Origin of the sequence: Fuerstiella marisgermanici (genome assembly GCF_001983935.1) — a bacterium.
GTDB classification, from domain to species: domain Bacteria; phylum Planctomycetota; class Planctomycetia; order Planctomycetales; family Planctomycetaceae; genus Fuerstiella; species Fuerstiella marisgermanici.
In genome coordinates this window covers 1067463-1082980 of record NZ_CP017641.1, presented here as the reverse complement: position 1 = coordinate 1082980, position 15518 = coordinate 1067463, and the positions used below count along the sequence as shown (strand labels likewise).

At 56.1% G+C, this 15518-nt stretch carries 8 protein-coding genes; 2 read left to right on the top strand and 6 right to left on the bottom strand.

The annotated features are described in order from the left end of the window. Positions 1-210 precede the first annotated feature (210 nt). Positions 211-2469, top strand: a complete 2259-nt coding sequence (locus tag Fuma_RS03925) for a sugar-binding domain-containing protein (RefSeq protein ID WP_099091861.1) — start codon at positions 211-213, stop codon at positions 2467-2469. On the opposite strand, the gene Fuma_RS03920 is transcribed toward Fuma_RS03925, so the two are convergent. From Fuma_RS03920 to Fuma_RS03895, 6 genes are all read right to left on the bottom strand, one after another. After that, the gene (locus tag Fuma_RS03920; RefSeq protein ID WP_077022993.1) at positions 2411-3310 is read right to left on the bottom strand and encodes an alpha/beta fold hydrolase; all 900 of its coding nucleotides are present in this window, start codon (positions 3308-3310) and stop codon (positions 2411-2413) included. The two genes, Fuma_RS03925 and Fuma_RS03920, sit on opposite strands and share 59 nt — an antisense overlap. A gap of 76 nt (positions 3311-3386) precedes the next feature. Continuing rightward, positions 3387-5006 (bottom strand): hypothetical protein, encoded by a 1620-nt coding sequence (locus Fuma_RS03915; protein WP_077022992.1) that lies wholly within the window; start codon positions 5004-5006, stop codon positions 3387-3389. Between the two features lie 19 nt (positions 5007-5025). Beyond that, positions 5026-6396, bottom strand: a complete 1371-nt coding sequence (locus Fuma_RS03910) for an O-antigen ligase family protein (RefSeq protein WP_077022991.1) — start codon at positions 6394-6396, stop codon at positions 5026-5028. Further along, the gene (locus Fuma_RS03905) at positions 6393-7619 is read right to left on the bottom strand and encodes a TIGR03087 family PEP-CTERM/XrtA system glycosyltransferase (RefSeq protein WP_077022990.1); all 1227 of its coding nucleotides are present in this window, start codon (positions 7617-7619) and stop codon (positions 6393-6395) included. The genes Fuma_RS03910 and Fuma_RS03905 overlap by 4 nt, the downstream gene beginning before the upstream one ends. Beyond that, the gene (locus Fuma_RS03900) at positions 7616-8515 is read right to left on the bottom strand and encodes an XrtA system polysaccharide deacetylase (protein ID WP_077022989.1); all 900 of its coding nucleotides are present in this window, start codon (positions 8513-8515) and stop codon (positions 7616-7618) included. Before Fuma_RS03900 ends, Fuma_RS03905 begins: the two co-directional genes overlap by 4 nt. A 155-nt stretch (positions 8516-8670) precedes the next feature. Continuing rightward, entirely contained in the window at positions 8671-10911 is a 2241-nt protein-coding gene (locus Fuma_RS03895) for an exopolysaccharide transport family protein (RefSeq protein WP_077022988.1), read from the bottom strand. Between the two features lie 524 nt (positions 10912-11435). On the opposite strand from Fuma_RS03895, the gene Fuma_RS03890 reads away from it, so the two are divergent. After that, on the top strand, positions 11436-15515 hold the full coding sequence (locus tag Fuma_RS03890; protein ID WP_158520845.1) for a DUF6797 domain-containing protein: 4080 nt from the start codon (positions 11436-11438) through the stop codon (positions 15513-15515). Positions 15516-15518 lie beyond the last annotated feature (3 nt).

Here is a 15518-nt window from a genome sequence, read left to right as displayed (position 1 = left end):
ACCGTCGCCGGACATCGGAACAGGCTGTGCGTGGCTAAGTTTTGCTGATGGCCCCAGCGAACCGCAGTCCCGTCAGCCCCGGTTGCTTGAAGGTTGTCAGCTGGAAGTCAGCAATGCACAATTGGGCTTCGAGAGACAATCGTCCGTTCATCAAAGGGAAACATCATGGCCACTGAAGCGCGTATTCTGAATATCAGCGAAACTCGATGGATGCCGTTGGTGATCACGGTCATTTCCTTGGCGAATGCTGGTTCCACATGTGACGCGCAGATTGTCGACGCCTGGCGGTACACCGTTCGCAAGCCTGCTGACGGTTGGCAGGCCACTAATTTCGACACCGCTGACTGGAAAGAAGGACACGGTGGTTTTGGAACTCGCGACACGCCGGGCTCGCGAGTCGGCACGACGTGGGCGACAAACAATATCTGGCTAAGAAAAATGTTCGCTCTGAAATCCGTGCCCGCAAATCCTGCGTTGCTGATTCATCATGATGAGGATGCCGAGATCTGGATCAACGGTAAATCCGTAGCGACGTTCAGCGGGTACACAACCGAATACAAAGTTGTACCGCTGGCGGAAGGAAAAGGATCTTCATTGAAAGTCGGCGACAATTTGATGGCCGTGCATTGCCGACAAACGGGCGGCGGTCAGTTCATTGATGTGCATCTTGTCGACGCCGATAACGTGCCCGAACTTCCACCCGCGAAACGCAGCACGAAGCCGTTTCAGTCCGACTTGATTACCGAATGGGGAGCAAAGGTTACGGGTGAAAATGTGTGGACTGAGTACCCGCGTCCACAAATGCGGCGAGACAACTGGACAAACCTGAACCGGCACTGGGACTATGCCATTACAAAACGCAACCAGGTTCAACCGCCCACTGAATGGCAGGGCAAAATTCTGGTTCCGTTTTGTCTGGAATCAAAACTGGGCGGCGTGCAGCGTCTGCTCGATGAAACCGAAACGTTGTGGTACCACCGCACTTTCAATGCGAAAAAAGTTGAGGGCCAGAAACTGCTGCTTAACTTTGAAGCAGTCGATTATCGCTGTGAAGTCATTGTGAACGGGCAGTCTGTGGGCCAGCATCAGGGCGGCAACACTCCGTTTTCTGTTGATATCACACACGCCGCTCAAGATGGCAGCAACGAACTCATAGTGCGAGTCGACGACGACACGGAAGGCTATCAGCTTCGCGGCAAGCAAACACTAGTCCCGCGCGGCATCTGGTACACGCAGGTATCCGGCATCTGGCAGACGGTTTGGCTGGAAGCCGTGCCGGACCGCTACATCAAAGATGTAAAAATCACCACCAGCGCACGGTCGAACTCAATTGTTGTCCGGCCAGTCGTTGTTGGAGCAGCAGGAACCATACGAGTTGTCGTGAAAGACGGCGATACCGTCGTCGGCACGGCGCACGGCGAAGTGCTCACACACGAAATCACGGTCAAAAATGCGAAACATTGGTCACCCGAGTCGCCGCATCTTTACGACGTCGAAGTGCGTCTTCATGACGCCAACGGGAATCGCATCGATCGAATTCATTCTTACGCGGGTATCCGCGACGTCGGGAAGGTCAAAGACGCCGACGGCCACTGGCGAATGACTTTGAATGGCGAAACCGTCTTCCATTGGGGACCGCTCGATCAGGGTTGGTGGCCGGATGGCCTGCTGACTCCGCCGTCTGATGAAGCCATGCTGTTTGACATCGAATGGCTGAAGAAGGCTGGCTTCAACATGATCCGCAAGCACATCAAGGTCGAGCCTCGCCGCTACTATTACCACTGCGACCGACTGGGCATGATGGTCTGGCAGGATCAGGTCAGCGCTGGCAACAATCCAAAGTGGACTCGGCTACAACCCAATCCCGAAGACGCGAACTGGCCGGACAAAGATCACGAACAATTCATGACGGAACTGGAACACATGGTCGACACTCTGGAAAATCATCCGTCAATTGTCGTTTGGGTGCCGTTTAATGAAGCATGGGGTCAGCATCGCACGATGGAAGTTGGCAAGTGGATGGTGGATCGAGATCCGTCACGCCTGGTCAACGTCGCCAGCGGCGGCAATTTCTGGCCGGTGGGCGATATCGTGGATCATCATGAATACCCTCATCCGAAGTTCCCCTTCGACCTTGGCAGTAACGGTCGGTTTGAGCCGTTTATCAAAGTGATGGGTGAATTTGGCGGGCACGGTTTTCCGGTGAAGCAGCACCTGTGGGACGCCGACCGACGCAACTGGGGCTACGGCGATCTTCCCAAAAACAAAGGCGAGTACAAAGAACGTTACGTCACTTCGCTGAACAGACTTAACGATCTAAAACGCAAGGGGATTGCCGCGGGTGTGTATACTCAGACAACCGACGTCGAAGGCGAAATCAACGGGCTGATGACATACGACCGCAAAGTGATCAAGATCCCGGCGGCCGAACTGGCGGAGCTGCACAAGGTGCTGTTTGCTGAACCGTAAACGCCGTGGTGCGGGATATCCAGTCGATGATTTCACAGCAGATCTGTTCGCGGCGGCTGTCGAATTCCAATGTGTGTTGAGCGTTGGGATATTCGCGAATGGTGAGGCTGTTCGTATCGAATTTCGAAACCAATTGCCGAGTCGCAAAGTTGTCGATGATACGATCGTTTCCGGCCAGCATCAGTAACGTCGGCGGGACCGGTTCGCATTTGGTTGCGATGATACGGTCGAGATCACGTCCGGAATTCAGAAACCCGCTGGTCACGAAGTGCAGGGCGAGTGGGTCGTTGAGAATAAAATTCTGATGCTTTCGATCGTCCGTCATAAGCGCCGGATCGGCTAGCGGAACCCTGGCCGTCTTAAAGCGAATATCGTGTCGGCGGGCAAATCGAAGCTGAAACGACTGCACAAAGTTGGGCCGAATTTTGGGCTTCAGGCCCGGATACAACAGCACAAGTTGGTCGATGGCGCCGGGCCAGCACTGAGCGAAAGCAGTCGCCGTTTTTCCGCCCCAGCTAAGGCCGAGCAAGGTCAACGGCACGCGTGGGTGTTCACGCCTGGCTAACCGGACCAGTTGGCGAACGTCGTTCAGCAAGCGTAATCCGTGATCCGCGTGACCTCGACGAAAGCCATTCCGTCCGGAACCGCGTCGGTCGGCAAAGTAGACTGCGTAACCAGCGTCGGACATTTGCTGGGAAGAAGCGTCATACCAGCCGGAATGGCTTTGGATCCCGTGTAAACACACCACGACGCCGCGCGGTGAATCGCTGGTGGCCCAGTGCCGAAACTGAAGCGACACACCATCGGAAGCGACAAGATTGCGGACGTTTGCGTCGGACATGATTTTGTGAGGGCAGCGCGACCGGTGAAGTCGGTCGGGAAATGTAATCCTGTCCGACAGATCTGTTGAACCGTCGCTAATTCACCAGCCGCATGACGTGCACCACAGGCAGGACTTCCCATTCATTTTCGGAGGTCAGACCAGCGGCGACTTCCACCATGTATAGCAGGTTGCGTTTCCTGTCGTAGGTCAAGCCGCCAATTTCGCGGCCGCAGTCCTGAAACATAAACCGGTCAATGCCGCCGCCCGGTGTTGTGGAATCCCAACGGTACCATGGCCTCACGTTCGCAACCGGTCGACGCCCGGCGGAGAGAAGATCTCCCGGAGCATAAAACAGCATTTGAGCTTCGTAAGAGGAACCGTGGTAGCCTTTATCTTCGTAGCAGTCGCCCGGGCGAGGTTCGCCGTAGTGCACCGGGCCATGGGCCTTCCGGCCAACGACGATTACGGTTTGCTTGTCGCCCAGCGTCAACCACGCCGCGCCCTGCCATGAATCCGCATGATGGTGCTTGTCGATCGGACTGCCCATCGGATACCACAACAGCGGCACCGCGTCTAGACTTGCACCTGGTGACGGAGTGCGTTCCGGTATTTTGTACGCGAACAGTGCCGGCCCCTGACTGGACTTTTGCAACCCCGTAACAATTTGAAGGCCGGACATTAGGTTGCGGCCGCCCAGGTAGCGATCTGCGATGTTGTCGGGCACAGCGCAGATATAACCGGCGTGCTTGTAGCTGTGCCAGCGAGCGTCGCCCGATTGAAACGGCCCAAGGTGCCACAAGCCTTTCGGTTGAGGTCGCTTTAGATCCAGTGACGACAACGCATGCGACAGATAGTCGCGGCCTTCGACGTTGTAATATTTGTAGGTGGTCCAGTGCAGACCATCGTCGACGACCTGCATGCCGCCAATCTCGAACGGCTCAGACGAACCCGCTGTCAGGTGAGTTCGGATGCCGCCGGTGATGTCCCCAAAGTCCTGCAGGACCTCGAACACAGATAGATCGTCCAGGTTCTTCTCCGGAGAAATCACGGGGCGTGGAATTGTAACCTCAGCCACCAGTTGCTGTTGCCTGTGTCCACCGATGAACAGTGATCCGGGGAAGCCATCGTCTGGTCCGTCCGGGTCGCCGTCCTCACGGTACGTCACGGCCCAGCCGCCGTAGCCGAATGTCGAGGATCGGCCCTGAACCAGCGGCGGTCGAATCGCGCCGAGATATTCAAAGTTGCCTGGCGTCACCATCTGTGGATGCAGAGGCGACTTCTGGCGAATGGGATCGGGAGCCGTCCTTAGCTCTGCCACGTCTGAAGCCGTTGCGTCGGGATCAGCCCCGGCACTGGTCACCAGCAGCGGGTCAGGTATCGGCACCATTTCCGTTGTCGTGTCGTCAGACGCCGGGATACCGACTGGGTCCGAACTTGCTTGGCCCGGCGTTGCTGTATTGGTCGTCGTTGTGGCGGCTGTTAAAGGATCGGTCACTTCCTGGCCGCTTAAGATCGCTTCGACCTGCTTCGCGACAGTCGGGTCCAGTTGGTACTTCCCTTTGGCCGACTCGCCTTCGACGACAACATTCGGCGTAACATCTATGGCTTGCTGAGACGCCGAAGCGGTGGCTCCGCTTTCGGCGATCAGGTCCATCACAACCTGCGAGCTCACCGCGAAAGCAGCAATCACGAGAAGGATGTAGGCAATTTTCATAGCGTACCCGTTTGTTCGATCAGTTCAAAATTCCAAGGTGCGGTTCACTTGATCGCCCCGCTGGAGCGTTTAGTGGGCGCAGGCCGATTTCTTCGGTCCCGTCTCGCCAGTCTGCAACTTCCACTTCCTGTTCATCGTCGGCCGGAATCAGGCCTTCGCGTTCCATGCGTGTATGCACGATCAGCGTCCCGGCTCCCAGTAAAGCGACGTAGTAGGGCAGTTCCAACGCCTCCAGACTCACAAACTGAGCGGCTACTCCGAAACCGGTGAGGGATGCGATAGTCATACGGCACGAATCACCAAACCACGGGGGCGCTCTGTCTGACAAAGTATGCAGAGTTCTCCAGCAGCGCCACATGCAGACGAGGTAGAATCCGGCAAACATCGTGATGCCAGGAATGCCGGTTTCTGTCGCCGTCTGAACCCACAGGCTGTGAGCTTCTTTGCCTTCCGGCCAGCCGAAATCTGAAGCCAGCAATGGCCATTGGTTTGGGCCGCACCCGAAAACCGGGTCTCGCATAAAGACGACGTAACAGTCCTTCCACAGGTCCAACCGGCTTTGAGCTGACGCTTCGTGTTCACCGCGTTTCTTTTCGAAGGTTCGTAAAAACCGCTGGCGTACTTCCGGCCCGGCCATCACAAATCCGGCCATCAGCAGCAGCGCAAACATGCTGTAGTGCATCGAATTTTTCTTGATCAGAAAGAATGAGATGGAGACTCCGATCACCGTCGCCAACATCGCACCTCGAGAAAACGAAAACAGGATCGCATGAAGAATGAACGCCATACACGCGCCGATCAGCGCCTTCTGCCAAATCTTCTCTGAATTCAAGAACAGAAAGAACGCAACTCCCAAAGCGGCCACAAAACCGATTGCAGCTGAGTTGTTGTCGACACCACCGAAGCCGATGAAGTACAGAAAATTGAAGCCGCGGAAGTAGTGCATGTTCAATTCGAAACACACGTAGCCTTCACACAGTACGATGACCCAGGCCAGAGCCTTCAAGTCCCGAATCGTTTTGCATGTGGTGATGCCGACCAAAAACGGCAGCAGGATCTTCGCCATCTGCTCGACAAAGCCCCAGGCCAACGTCTGATTGTCTGCCCCGATGGCAAGCAACAGCGACCACATCCAAAAGCCCACAAACAGAAATACGACGGGGCGAGCCTTCCCCAAATCCCAGTTTCCGAATCCACGACACGCCCAACTGCTCAGCATCGCAACAGCGACAATCATGCTGAAGCGGCCACCCTGAATCGCGTGTGACCACATCGAATCCGGACGCAGCAGCGCGAGCGCTACGTACGCGAGGAACCCGTAGAAAGGTGAAAACAACGAACCGCTTACGCCCAGTGCCGTAATCAGGTACGTAAAGATTAAGCCCTTCATGAACTGACTCCGATCTCATGTTCAGGCTCAGAATGGCTGCGCTGGATCATGTCCATCAGCGGTTCCAGACAGCTTTTCCAACGATGATTCAATTGCACCCAAGCGCTGGCGGCCATCCCTAATTCTTCGGCGTGACACTTGTCTGTGAAGACGCGGCTGATGCTTTCGACCCACTCGTCGGGGGTGTCGGCCTGCAGCAGTTGCAGCCCCGGTTCCACGTCCAATCCTTTAAGCGGTGCCGGAGAACACACGATTGGGCGACCGCAGGCCATCGCTTCCAGCACTTTGTTTTGCACGCCGCGAGCGATCCGCAAGGGCACGACCACGCAACTCGATTCATGCAGCCACGGTCGCACATCCGGAACCGGGCCGACAACATTCACGCCAGGCAGATCGTCCAGCGCTTCGACTTCACTGGTCGGGCTCTTGCCAACAATGCGAAACTCGCTGTTAGGGAATTTCTCCATCACCTTCGGCCAGATGCTCTTCGAAAACCATTCAACAGCATCGGCGTTTGGCCGGTAGTTCAGGACACCGATGAACACGCACGTTTGAGGTACCGGATCGATTGTGAGCGGCGCAAAATATTCTGTGTCAACTCCATTACCAATGGCCTGAATCGGCGCCGTGGGGCAGAAGTTGGTGAAGAGTTCTCGTTCGGCTTCGCTGACGACCAGCAGTCGATCGACGTTTGCCGCCAGTTGAGTTTCCAGCGTTCGCAGGCGGCGACCTTCGAGCCCGTAGACGGTCGACATGGGAAACCGCGAAGACGCCTGGTAGTCGAGCCACTTTTGGCTGTCGACGTCGATCAGGTCGATCCAGACTCTCGCCGAAGACTGCAGGTAGGGAGGCTGCACAAAGCGAGCGATCCCTGACGACGATGCCAGCGCGGCAGTGTATTTGGCCGTCGACGACCAGACTCTGACGATGGAACGTAGTTGGCGAGATTCGAACAGCCCTTCCGTCGCCGTGCGTCCGCAGGCCATAGAAAGCGCGCCGCGCACGTATCGTCGCGGGCCGGTGTGAGGCACAAATGCCAGACGACGCGTCACACCTTCCAGTGCTTTGCGTGTTTTGGCAGATACGGGTTCATCCGCGAGACACACAAGGTCCACGTCAGCTCGTTTAGCCAGGAACTTCAGGATGTTCCATGTTCGGATACGGTCGCCTCGATCCGGCGGCCAGGGAACTCGATGAGTGATATACAGTACGCGAGGTTTCATGTGCTTAACATGGCCTCCGGTTTGGCCGCGGTGAGGTCTGATGGTGTCTTCAGAGGTGCCAGAATTTCAGACATGCGTCCGAGATCAAACTGCTGCAGCATGCTGCGAATCTTGCTCGCCGTCGTTTTTAGATTCTGATAGTGGCGGAACCTGGACTTCAACGACGCCGCAATTCGCGGCTGTTCCGGATCGAACTCCCATGGATGAATGTACACGTTCAACGGACGCCCCTGACTTCGAACGCCATTCAGCAGACGTCTTGTGGCCATCCACGGAAGTAGTCGCAGGTATCCGCCTCCGCCGACGGGAATATTCGTTTTGCCGAAGCGATACACCATGCCGGGAAATTCGTGAATGCTGCCTGACGGTGTCGGAATAACGTGCGGCACCAGCGAAGCGTCTGGAATCCCATAGCGATCGTGATGCACGGGGTAGATGCTGGAATCCGTGTCGAAGCCTTCTTCTGCCAGAATCTGAAGTGCCCACAGCGACTTCTTCGTGATCGAAAAGCTGGGCGAGCGATACATCGTGACGGGCTGCCCGGTGATATCCTGCAGGATGTCGCGAGATTCGATCAGGTCGGCCCGAAAGCGTTCCGGACCGAGCTCATACACAAGCTGATGCCATTGGCTATGACATCCAATTTCATGACCGGCAGACTGAATTTCCGCCACCAGTTCCGGATACCGCTGAGCTACCCAACCGAGCACGAAGAACGTTCCGTGGGTGCCGCATTCCGCCGCGATTTCCAGCACTCGTCGCGTGTTTTGTTCGACGCGGCATTCATACTGACCCCAATCGTCTGCGCGGATGTTTGACGCGAACGCCGAGACCTGGAAGTAGTCTTCCACATCTACGGTGAATGTTCCGTCAAGTTGTGATGCGCTGTGAATCATTGGGTTGAGAGTTCAGTCTGTGTTTGGCCTCGAACGAAGCCGTAGCACGTAACCCCGGGTGTTGGCCCGGGGTTGCGAAGCATTAATATTTTGTGGGCCAGTGCCCACGGCCATGTGCAGTCACCGCTTTCACGGCTAACCAGACACCGCGCGTCCTACCCTCTGACCAACTGCGACCGCTCAGGAGTTTGCTTCTGCAATTCCTGGCGATAGCCGTAGGACTGTCGCTGGAAGTCAGAATCTGATCCCACCATGACAGCTCCCAACAGCGGCACCTGCAGGCTTCGCAGCGAGTCGCGGCTTTGAGCCACATATGGGATTCGGCTGTAATCTTTGCGAGTCGACAGCAACACGATGTCGGCGTTTTGAGCCAGCATCGAAGGTTCGGCAACGAACAGGAGCGGAGACGTATCAATGATCACGAAGTCGAACTGTTCTTTCAGCGTATTGATCATCGCTCGACCACCATCAGCTGATAACTTCTGCAGCACTGTCTGGTCTACCTGACCGGCCGCAATGAAGGTCAAACCGTCGGCTTGAGTCTGCTGACAAACATCGGTCAACGCCACTTCGCCTCGCATGTATTCACAGATGCCTGGTCCTTCTGCACCTTCCAGCATCAGGTGAGCCGAAGGACGGCGGAAGTCACAGTCCACCAAAGCCACTCGCTTGCCCGCTCGAGCAAGGCTGGCGGCAAGCTGACAGGAAACCGTTGTCTTCCCTTCGTTGGCGGACGCACTGGTGATCAGCAATGACGCCGAACGTCGTGGATCAATGTGCCGCATTAGATAGGTTCGCACAACGTCCATCGATTCAATGACGGCCCGGTTCCATTCATCGTAATCGACTTTCCCGGCAAAGATGCCGAGGCCCAAAACGCCGCCCTTGTCAGGTGAAGGAATCGTGCCGATCAATCGCAGATTGACAGCGTTGGCAATGTCTGAAGTTGAGCCGACTCGGTGCGAGAACCACTCAAACATTGTGAAACCACCGATGATCAAGGCAAACACGCCAAAGCCAGACATGATTGATGCCTGAGCTCGCGAAGAAATGTCTCGCTTCTCCGGGATGTTGGCTTTCTGGACTTCAGTGACGCGAAGTGGGGCGTCCAGTTCGATGCGTTGGTTTGCGATTTGCTTCGCGAGGGCGTCACGAGTTTCCACAAGGTACTCGATGTCTGCTTGTTCTCGTTCCAGGTCGATGGCTCGAGAACTCAGGATTTCAAATTGGTCCTCTGTCGCCTTGCGCTCCGCTTCCAGCTTCTCTTTCTGCTTCATCAACAGGGTGTATTTCGAAAGTGCGATGGGGGCGTCACCTTCGCCGGTTGGCATGCCACCGAGCATTTGCTTCAGTTCTCGTTCCTGCTGCTGCAAAGCCACAAGGTCCGGATGTCGCGGATCACGGATAGACGCACGGAACCTCTGAATTTTCTGCTGCACCATCATCAAACTACGCTGCAGCATTGATGATTGATCCATCATTCCGCCCGAAAGCCCTGCCGGCGGTGAGCCACCGAGGCCGGGAATAGTCGAGGCGTAGCTATTGACGGGCAAGCCCTGTTCCTTCAGGTACTGTCGCAGCGAATCTTCGCGGCGAATTTCATCGTTGATATCGCGAAGGTCCTGTTGCAACCCCTGCAGTTTTTCCTGGACAAGCCCCAACCGAATGACGGCTGTCTTGGATTCGCCTGTGCCCAGATCCTTGGCCAACTGAGCAATACGGTCCTGATTCTTCCGGACGTTCTCATTCAGTTCTTTGAACTTCTCTTCCAGCGTTCGCAGGCTCTCAATCTTTTCATTGCGATCGTTGTAAACCACTTCGTCCAGGTAGACGTCCTTCACTGCGTTCACGACGGCGGCAAGATCCTCTGGAAATTCGCCAGCCAATGTGATGCGAATGAATTCGTCGCTGATGTCGAAGTCGACTTCCAGTTCTTCTTCGAGCCACTCGACCGGATACGACTTGCCTTTCATGAGGCGGCATTCGCGAATGCCCTCAACGCGCATCGCCGACGTCAGAATCGGGCGACTCTTCAGGAAGTTAATCTGTGAGTTTCGGTAGTTCAGAAATTCAGAACCGCGCTGCTTTGTATCTGTGGCGACGATCTTTTCGTACTGATGAATTTTCAGCAACGCAGACGATTCGTATTCAGCGGGCACCATTTGCCACAGTATGCCGGCGACCAGCAAAGCGGCCGGAATTGCAACCGCCAGAGCAGGAATCCAGCGGCGCCGAAAGGCGTCCAGCAGACCCCACAAAGTGATCGGACGATCCGTTCCGTCACTGCTGGCTGGCGTCGGTCCGTTTGGTCGGCTGCTGAAGTTGGGTACTGCCGATTTTGACGGTTGAGACTGCGGAGCGTTTCCAGCCGGCCAGCTTTGATTGTTCGAATTCATAAGTCGGCTTTGCATGTCCTGATGTGTGTTCACTGGAGAAAGTATCTCTCACAATGTCCTCTCTAGCTCACAGAACGAGAGCCGGAAGGAAAAATGAAACACTTGAACCTGGCGTCCGACAGAAAGTTTTCAATCCGCCACACATGCGCGAGGTCCATGCGTACTCTCTCCGCAATTGGCGAAGAATTTCAGGAAATTTACCCGCCCTAAAGATCATGGAGACCCGCATTTAGGGAAGCGGGTCGTTTTGGTCTGATTGCCCGGAATGCCGGGCCGTCCATGCGGTTGTGTCGCTGAAACGCAACACGCCACGTTGCAAAAACACAACAGCCGGTCAGCGTCAGTAGCCTGTATGAGTAGTGGGCGGTTGACACTTTGACGCCAACGGTCAGGACGTCCTCAGCTCGAAGCGCCAGCATTACTCGGGTGCCCGGCCTTCTCACCAGCGTTTGCAACGCTTAAGAAAATCCTTCATGCTGGGCGGCGTAGTACTTCAAATATTGGTCTCAGCAGAACGTAATTTCATGTTTCGAACCTTAGTTCTACTGATGGCACTCGCCTGCTCAGCAGCCGTGCGGGCTCAAACTCTTGAGCAGCATCTTCTGGCCGAAACGCCCGCCAAGCTGGCCGCGGCCGCTCGTGAGTCCGGCGACGCGCGGCGCGGGGCGATTCTGTTTCATCAGGTGTATGTCGGTTGCGCGAAGTGCCACTCAATGGATGGCGGTAGCAATTCCCTGGGGCCAGACCTCACGAAACTGTCAGAGCAGAAAGACGCCACCGATGAATACGTTGTAACGTCGGTGCTGAAACCGTCCGCTGACATTCGCAAAGGCTTCGAATCACTAACCGTCGTGACAACCGACGGAAGAACTCAAACAGGTTTGCTGGTCAGCCGCAGCGAAGACGGCGTCGTCCTGCGAGACCCCGCCGCCGACGGGAAAAGCGTTTCGATCGCGGCGGACCAGATTGAGGAAACGGTTGATAGCAAATTATCAATTATGCCTGCCGGGATCGCCAACCAGCTTGGAAGTCGTCAGCAGTTTCTGGATCTGCTTAGCTACGTGCTGCAGGTTCGAGACGGCGGCGTTGAGGTGGCTCGCAAGCTGCAGCCTTCGCCGAGTTTAATCGCCTTCACGCTGCCGGAATATGAAAGCCACGTTGATCATGCGGGCCTGATTCGCAAGCTGGACGACGATGCGTTCGCGCGAGGCCACGCGATTTACGAACGACTTTGCATCAACTGCCACGGCAATAAGCAGAAACCAAGCTCACTACCCACGGCGTTGCGGTTTGCGGAAGGCAAGTTCCGCAGCGGCGGCGATCCGTATGCGATGTATCGCACGCTAACTCACGGTTTTGGACTGATGGTCCCGCAGACGTGGATGGTGCCACAGCAGAAGTACGACGTCATTCACTACATTCGTGAAGAGTACCTGCGGGACGACAATGCCGCTCAATACGCCGATGTCACAGACAACTATCTGGCCAGTCTGCCGAAGGGCGATACCTTCGGGCCGGAACCGGTGGAGTACGCTCCGTGGTCGGACATGGATTACGGCCCATCGATGATCAACACGTTTGAAGTTGGCAGCGATGGCACCAACTTCGCTCACAAAGGCATCGCCGTAAGACTTGACCCCGGTCCCGGCGGCATTGCGAAGGGCAACAAGTGGGCCATCTTCGACCATGACACGATGAGATTCGTCGCTGCATGGACGCGAGATCCCGAATCGAGCGAAGCCGGGTTCGTCAATTGGCAAGGTATCCACTTCGACGGACGACATGGAACTCATCCGCGTGTTGTCGGCGACGTGCAGTTCAGCAATCCCACGGGTCCGGGTTGGGCAAAGCCAGGCACGGCGGACTTTACAGACGACCAACGTGTGATCGGCCGAGACGACAATCGCTACGGACCGCTACCGCGTGATTGGGCCAAATATCGAGGACTGCACAGCGTCGGTGACGACACGATCATCGATTACACGGTCGGCGGTCGGCGCGTTCTGGAACGCTTTGGAGCGGTGGAGACTAGTGTTGATCGCGGCTCATTGACCGATGAGTCTCCTGTTTCCGCACGGCCGAAGTCGCAACTGACAACCGTCTTTACGCGCACAATGTCGCTCGGTGCCAGCGGTTCGCCCAACATGATGTTGGTGGCCACGCATCCTAACGAGGAAACCGTCTATCGCCGCATCGGCAAGTACAGCGCCGTTATCGCCCCGTTTAAGTCTGGCAATACTGTTTATGATCCATCTCAGTTCAACGGAGCGTCGCATTTGCAAATCGACGATGCTGCCGTGTTGGACATGTCCTCCGGCAGCTTCACGCTTGCCGCTCGCATTCGTACCAGCAACGACGGAGTCATCTTCAGCAAGTGCAATAATGAAGGTCCGTGGGTGCCGGGTGGGAAAGCATTCTTTGTTAGAGGTGGTCGATTGACTTACGACATCGGCTGGGTCGGTGCGGCGAATTCGAAAAAGCGAGTCGACGACGGCAAATGGCACAACGTGGGCATGACGTGGAACCACGAAACCGGCCGAGTCAACTTCTACATTGATGACCAGAAGAACGGCGGCGGAATTTTGAAGCCAAAGCAGAAGGCGGACTCAAAGCACGTCGCAAAGATTGGATTCGCCGCCGGCAACTTTCCGGCAGATTCGCACTTCGTCGGCGAAATAGACTCCGTGGCATTTTTCCCACGGGTCGTGACGTCACACCTGGATTCCGTCCAATCGCAACGAAAGCAAAGGCCTTCGGCGCTGTGGGATTTGCACTCTGGCATAGTCGACGGACTAGTGCCCAATCGACGTGAGTCGCCAAACGCCGCTGCGAAGGACTCAGCGACTGAATCGACGCAATCGCCGCACAAGCTCGCTGCCAAACACATTCATCGTGATGGGCCTCGAACCAGCCGAGCGATCTTTGCGGGAGTCGTCGGCAGCAACCGCGGTTTCGCATTCAGCCCGAAAGATAATCGCCTGCACCTCACGTTTCCTCCCGCTCGTGAAACAGAAAACGTAGTCGTGTGGACCGCTGCGGTGCCGGCTGGCTTGAGCGTTGAAGAATTGGGTGCCCTGGAAGCTCAAATTCAGCAACAAGTGAAGCCCGCAGACCTGCAGGCCGCAATCGACGACATCGGAAAGCCACGCTGGCCCGAAGTTGTCACCACCACGCCCGTCCTCGGTAGCGACGACGGACCGTTCGCTGTGGATGAGTTGACTTCGCCTGCAAACAATCCGTGGCTGGCGCGGTTGCGATTTACCGGGCACGATTTCTTCGACGATGGCGACCGCATGGCGGTGTGCAGTTGGGACGGCGACGTGTGGCTGGTGAGTGGGTTGAAGTCGCTCGCCCGACACGGTGCTATCGGAGAATGGAATTCCTACCCGGCGTCGCCGATAAAAATATTGGAACTCGCTGCGGAGGAAGCGTCTGCACCTGCGTTGAAATGGCAGCGCATCGCTTCCGGGCTTTTTCAGCCGCTGGGCCTGAAAATTGTCGATGGCACCATTTACCTCACCTGCCGTGACCAGCTTGTGATTCTGCGTGATCGCAACGGCGACGGCGAAACGGACTTTTACGAATGCTTCAACAACGATCACCAGGTCACGCCGCACTTCCATGAATTTGCGATGGGGTTGCAGCGAGATGACGCGGGGAATTTCTATTATGCGAAGTCAGCTCGGCATGCGCTAACAGCCATCGTGCCTCATCATGGAACTCTGCTGCGCATTCCGCCCGACGGATCGCGCACCGACTTTTTGGCCAATGGTTTTCGAGCGGCAAACGGCGTGTGCCTGAACAAGGATGGTTCCTTCATCGTGACCGATCAGGAAGGCCACTGGAATCCCAAGAATCGTATCAACTGGGTACGTGAGGGCGGTTTCTACGGCAACATGTTTGGTTACCACGACGTGACGGACGACAGCAATGAAGCGATGGAACAGCCGCTGTGTTGGATCACCAACGCCTTCGACAGGTCACCTGCGGAACTGATGTGGATCGACAACAAGGCATGGGGACCGCTGAACGGAAGCCTGCTAAATTTGTCTTACGGCTACGGCAAGGTGTACGTCGTTCCGCACGAAGAAAAGAATGGGCAGATGCAGGGTGGCATGTGCGAGTTCCCCATTCCGCAGTTCCCAACCGGCGTCACTCGCGGCCGTATCAGCCCGCACGACAACGCACTCTACGTTTGCGGCATGTTTGCGTGGGGCAGCAGCCAACAGGCCAGAGAAGGTGGCCTGTACCGCATTCGCCCAACGGGCAAGCCTGCTTATCTGCCCGTCGGATTAAATGCTTCCGGGAAGGAACTAAAAATCACGTTCACCGATGAGCTCGACGCTGGCAGTGCCACGTCGCCAGACAACTTTACGGTCAGGGTTTGGGCGTTGAAGCGGAATGCAAATTATGGTTCGAAACATTATGACGAACACGAGATCGAAGTTGCGTCCGCGCGACTTTCTGATGACGGCCGGGCAGTGACACTCGCGATTCCGGAGCTCGCCAAAACCTGGTGCATGGAGATCAAATGCCGTCTGAAGTCTGCTGACGGAGAAACGTTCGAACGAGTCATCCACAACACGATTCATCGGCCGGAATAGGGG

What these genes read in the sequence shown, in the direction of transcription:
- Fuma_RS03925 (WP_099091861.1), top strand. Translation starts at nt 211, where the DNA reads ATGCCGTTGGTGATCACGGTCATTTCCTTGGCGAATGCTGGTTCCACA.
- Fuma_RS03920 (WP_077022993.1), bottom strand. Translation starts at nt 3,310, where the DNA reads ATGTCCGACGCAAACGTCCGCAATCTTGTCGCTTCCGATGGTGTGTCG.
- Fuma_RS03915 (WP_077022992.1), bottom strand. Translation starts at nt 5,006, where the DNA reads ATGAAAATTGCCTACATCCTTCTCGTGATTGCTGCTTTCGCGGTGAGC.
- Fuma_RS03910 (WP_077022991.1), bottom strand. Translation starts at nt 6,396, where the DNA reads ATGAAGGGCTTAATCTTTACGTACCTGATTACGGCACTGGGCGTAAGC.
- Fuma_RS03905 (WP_077022990.1), bottom strand. Translation starts at nt 7,619, where the DNA reads ATGAAACCTCGCGTACTGTATATCACTCATCGAGTTCCCTGGCCGCCG.
- Fuma_RS03900 (WP_077022989.1), bottom strand. Translation starts at nt 8,515, where the DNA reads ATGATTCACAGCGCATCACAACTTGACGGAACATTCACCGTAGATGTG.
- Fuma_RS03895 (WP_077022988.1), bottom strand. Translation starts at nt 10,911, where the DNA reads ATGAATTCGAACAATCAAAGCTGGCCGGCTGGAAACGCTCCGCAGTCT.
- Fuma_RS03890 (WP_158520845.1), top strand. Translation starts at nt 11,436, where the DNA reads ATGTTTCGAACCTTAGTTCTACTGATGGCACTCGCCTGCTCAGCAGCC.